Below are 5013 nucleotides of genomic sequence, written 5' to 3'. Positions count from 1 at the left end.
TCCAAATTATTACGAATCGTTTTTTGCAGAGAAACAAAAAGTGTTTGTTTATAAACTTTTCCATCAATTATTGCCGAAATATTCTGCTGCTCGTAGTCAGTTTCGGTGCTATCGCTTTTTTCTCGTAGGTATTTTATTTCACTTATAGATGCTTTGGGCAATAGTTTTTCATTGACTTTTTTCAGAATATAGCTATAAAGTTCGGTATTTGACTTGCCAGAAAGTTCGTTCATGTCAATCACCACTACTTGCTTGCTTTCTTTCAAAATATCCGATGGTTCTTTGGCATTTTTGAGGTCTTTGGCTGCATCTTCTTCCAAGAGTTTTTCTCGTTTGAGTGCTTTACTGAAATTTTCCGCATTGAAAGCAGCTACTTGTTGTTGATAATTTCCATATAAATTATTTTTTTCGGGGTCGTTGAGTACTTCCGAATATTTCCGTTTTATGTACGATTCTTGCTCTTTAGTTAAGAAGATGAAGCTTTCTTCGCCACTAAATGCGAAGGCATTACGTGCATTAATTTTGGTGAAATTACCATTTATTTGGTTTTCGTCTAAAGCTCTATTTATTTCATCGAGCCAGTCTTGTGTATTGAAAAATAGGCTATTAAAATTCAGAGAAAATTTATTGCTTTGTTCCTCTTCGTTTTCTATGTGTGCAATCTGATTTTTTGATTCGTATTTTTTTCCATTTAATCGGAAGCTGACCACTAACTCTCGGTCTTTTTTCGAACCTTTTTTGATTTCTGATTCAAAATTATCCGTTACTTTTTCGGGTTTAAATGCTCCTCTCGAAATTTTTTGAAGCTGACCAATAAAATTTTTAAACATCAAAATCTGCTCTTCTTCTTTTACCGGTACCGAACTGATTTTGGCAATTACATCGTCAAATTGTCCTAACAGATTACGCTTGATATTTGCATTGTTTTTGGATTCAAATCTTAAATCAACGATTGCATTTTCTACTATTTCGGGCTTTACTGTTGTTACAACACCAATTTGCTGCAATTCACTGATAAATGCCATTAAGCTATCTCGACTATTTTTGTCCGAAAAGTTTACTTTTCCTCCAAATACATTATCAAAAAGTGGATTGCTTTTATTTTTATCCAAAAACAATGTATTTTGAGTGCTATCTACTAATAGGATAACTTTGCGTGAATCTCTGACTGCTAAAAAGGGATTGTAGTCGTTACTCACAACAATCAGACGTTTGGCGGAGTGTTGGTCGGTCAGAAAATCGTTGATTGATTGAAAATCTTTATTGGTAAAGCCTGTAAGAAACGAAAAAGCACTGGCATAAGAGGCAATGATTGAAGAATCAATGTCGATGTCTGGCGGGAGATTTTTTTTGATAGTTTTTAGTAATGAGAATTCGGTATCGGCTTTTTGGCTGTATGTTCTATTCCCAACTTGATAAGTAATTTTATATTTGTTTTTGTTTGCTGCAAACGGGTTTTTGAAAGGAATATTCAGAGCATTTGGCGTAGAATTATTGTCATTTTGACTTAATTCGGTCAGTTTTACATCACTAAAATTGAAATCTGGAACTAATTTTTGCTTGATTTCTCGCCAATAATCCTCATAAATTTCGCTTCTCGTCAGGTTTTTTTGTTCGGCAGGAATTACAATAACATTTTTGCAATGCGATAATATTTCAACTTTACTTTTGAGTTCATATGCCTTGTACGAAGTTTTCAAGGCAGTGGCTTCAGCTGCCGAAAGTAGCGTTTTATGTTGTAAACTATCAATCATAGCAAACTGATTGGCCTTTAGCGAAGCATAGTTATCATAAAAATACGTTTGGCGTGCTGCATAAATAAAAAATCCAAAGTCTTTTATGAGCTTTATTTGGTCTTTTTTGAGCCAAATGAGAAGTTCGTTATATACTTTTTCGTCAATTAGATTAATGGCTTTTAGCTGTGAAGCTAATTCAAAGTAATTGGTTTTTGAAGGACGAAGGTTTTGTTCGATTGTCAAAAATGTAAGAGGATTTGTCATTTTTACTTCTCCTTCAACTTCGGCTTTGAAAAGCATTTTTTCTCCCAACATTTTTTCGGAAAGTTCTCTGATTCGAATCAACTCATCGGCGGCCGAACCTACATTTCGCATTAACTCAAAAACACCAATAAAACCTAAAATGGCCGCACGAGATTTAATGAGCGAGTCAGGAATTTGATTTTTCCCAAATTGTCCGAAAGCACCCGCTCTTTGATTAAGCACCTTATCTTCCTTATTGATAACCTTCAAGAAAGCATCTTTGCCAAATTCAGTAATGATTTCTTGCCTTTGCAGGTCATCGAGATACTCATTCAGTTGTTTATCTGTAAGTTTTTGAGCAAATAAGGCAGATAGTGGGAGTAATAGCAAAAGAAGTGAGATTAGATTCTTCATCGTTAATCATTTTTTCTTCAAAAATAGATGAGAATATAGTAATAACCTACATTTTGAAAGTACAAAAAAAAATCGCCACAAATTGTAGCGATTTTTAAGGTCTTAATACACGATGAATCTTACCCTTCGACTTTTTGAAGTATCTTCTTTGCCTTTAGAGTCTCTAATGATTTCTTGTTCGCCAAGACCTTTCACCAACATACGGTTCGGGTCGATTCCTGCTCTTTTCAGATAATCTGCACAAGATTTTGCACGGCGTAACGAGATTTTTTGATTGACAGAGGCATCACCATAACTATCCGAATAACCAGCCAACTGTACATTCAATTTCGGATTTAAAGTCATCAACTCGATTAGACGATTGATGTCAATATAATATTCCGATTTTACTATGATTGAGTTTCTATCGAAGTACACATCATTGAGTGTGTAAACTTTCTTAGTCTCAAACGATATATTTGGGTCGCTTTTTAGCTTAAATGTTTCAGTAGGCTTACTCATATCAACCTCTGGAGCATTTACATAAGGATTTTCTTTCTTATCAACTTTAGCTGCTGTCACTACAGGAGGAACCGACACTTTTGCTTCTAATTTGATAGTTTTAACAAATTTTTCGTCAGCATCAGTTGTTTCTGGAATCCAGTTGCCTGTGTAGTCCGCATTTCCACCACCCGAAACCGTTAATCCATAAAGATTGCCAAATACAACCCTTGCATTGTTGTTAATGTCAAGTGGGACAATCTGGTTATTACTCAAATCAAATACTCTGATTTTGGCATTATTGATAACATTATTATCTGGACCTAAAACTCTGATCGAATAACCAATATTTTTAGGCATCATTTCAATCGTATTACTGATTGTTTCGGTGCCATTTACATTTTCGAGGCTAACTTTTATCTGATTTGCCGGTAAATATCCAGGGGCTTCGCAGGCTAGGGTATAATTATTTCCTGCTTTCAATTGCATCAACGAAACCCCATTTTTAGCCGAGAAAGAAGCCGAATTTCGACTGTTCATTGCCACAAAAACCGAGGCATCAATTGGCTTTTTGGTCATTGCATCAACAACCATCAAATTTACCGGAATCTGTCTTGCCCCTCTGAATTTATTAGGTAAGGAGGTGTAATAAATATCTCCTTTAATCTCTACGTAGATTTCTTCTGTATTTCCAGTAATGGCAGTGTATTCTTCGTTGTTTGGAGTATTCAGGAAGTCAACATCTTTCGGGAAAGTCCAGCTGCCATCTTCTTGTAATTCTGTTTGATACAAATCAAAACCACCTGCACCGCCACCACGAATTGAACTGAAAATTAGAGAGCGACTATCAGGCATAAGCGTTACGTTTCGCTCACACTCTGAATTAATAGGTTCTCCCATTTTTTCAAAATTTGTCCAGCTACCGTCATCGGTTTTGTTTGCTACCCAAATCGTATAACACGATTCAGTATTTTTGTATTTTTCAAATTTTTCACGTACAAAAAACAACATTTTTCCGTCCTGTGATACACTCGGACTTCCTTCATACATTGCAGTGTTGAGTGGCTCACCTACATTAGCAGGTTCATTCCATTCATTACCAATACGTTTTGCATAAAAAATATCTCTGTCGCCAAATCCACTAGGAAATATAGCATCGAAGTACAGCTCTTTACCATCAAAGGTTAGGCTGGTTCCCATAACCTTTCCTTTCTGGATTTTTTCTGATATTGTTTTGATAAGTTGAGGAGTTTCCCAGGCAGCATTTTTATCAGCACGAGTACTCATGAATACTTTTGTACCATCCGGACGGTCTTGTACAAATACGAATGTTTTACCGTCTCCACTAATCGAAAATGCGTGTTCACGATACTCTCTTGTGTTGATTGGAGTACCAATTGATTTTAAGTTACTCTGGGCGTTGGCTTCGTTGTTACCTAGGTAAGCAATTGCAGCCGCTAAAAGCACAACCTTTTTCATTTTTTTAGTCATTTTAGGTTCACTGTGTAAGATTAACCATGTGTTTGATAATGATTATTGGTTTCCAAATTCTATGCCAAAAAATTATCAAACGGTAGTAAAAAATAATAAATAGTTTATTTTATACGCTTTTAGTGGTTATTCTTAATGAAATAAGTACAAAACTATATTTCATTATGTACTTTTGTTGTTGTGTTTTTACTCTATCTGAATGGCTTTACCTACGTATGATACATTCATTTGGTTAAAAGTGCTTTATTTTACTTGTGTTTTTACTTGCTGCAAGTACAAATTTGAATACCTGCTACAGAAATTTAGCATTTGGTAAGAAAACAAATATGAGCACGGATCTGGATGATCAGATTTTTATTCTAAATCAATGAGTTTACCAAATACAGGGATTTGGAAAGCAAGAGATATTCTTTGCAATGGTATACTTAATTGAATAATGCCATAAGGCAAATACAAATAATAATAAGAAATGAGATCACTTTTTTTGTTCTGGCAGAAAACAAATGACGAGGCTTGGCCGAGCCAAGAGAAATAGAGTTTTTCATTTTTAGGGTTACGTTTTAGATTATAAGGAGAGCATATGCTGTTTACTTATGTAAATTTATAAGTTTTAAATTTAATTTTCAAAATATTTTGAAAGTTTTTTTTT

Annotated in this window: 2 protein-coding genes; both read right to left on the bottom strand. The window is 34.7% G+C overall.

Going from position 1 to position 5013, the window contains the following annotated elements; genetic code table 11:
• Nucleotides 1–2393 (bottom strand): hypothetical protein (locus ACOVO2_RS00120; RefSeq protein ID WP_421768021.1); only part of this gene is annotated, 2393 nt, incomplete at its 3' end.
• A 102-nt stretch (nt 2394–2495) separates the two neighbouring features.
• Nucleotides 2496–4352 carry an OmpA family protein gene (locus tag ACOVO2_RS00115; protein ID WP_421768020.1) on the bottom strand — a complete coding sequence of 619 codons (1857 nt, stop codon included), beginning with the start codon at nt 4350–4352 and terminating at the stop codon, nt 2496–2498.
• Between the last annotated feature and the right edge of the window lie 661 nt (nt 4353–5013).

The sequence above is a fragment of the Emticicia sp. genome (genome assembly GCF_049241225.1).
Lineage (GTDB): Bacteria > Bacteroidota > Bacteroidia > Cytophagales > Spirosomataceae > Emticicia.
Note: the sequence above shows the minus strand (reverse complement) of the source record. Positions and strands in the feature narration are given on the sequence as shown.

Coding starts and splice junctions, on each gene's coding strand:
- ACOVO2_RS00115 (WP_421768020.1), bottom strand. CDS start 4,352: ATGAAAAAGGTTGTGCTTTTAGCGGCTGCAATTGCTTACCTAGGTAAC.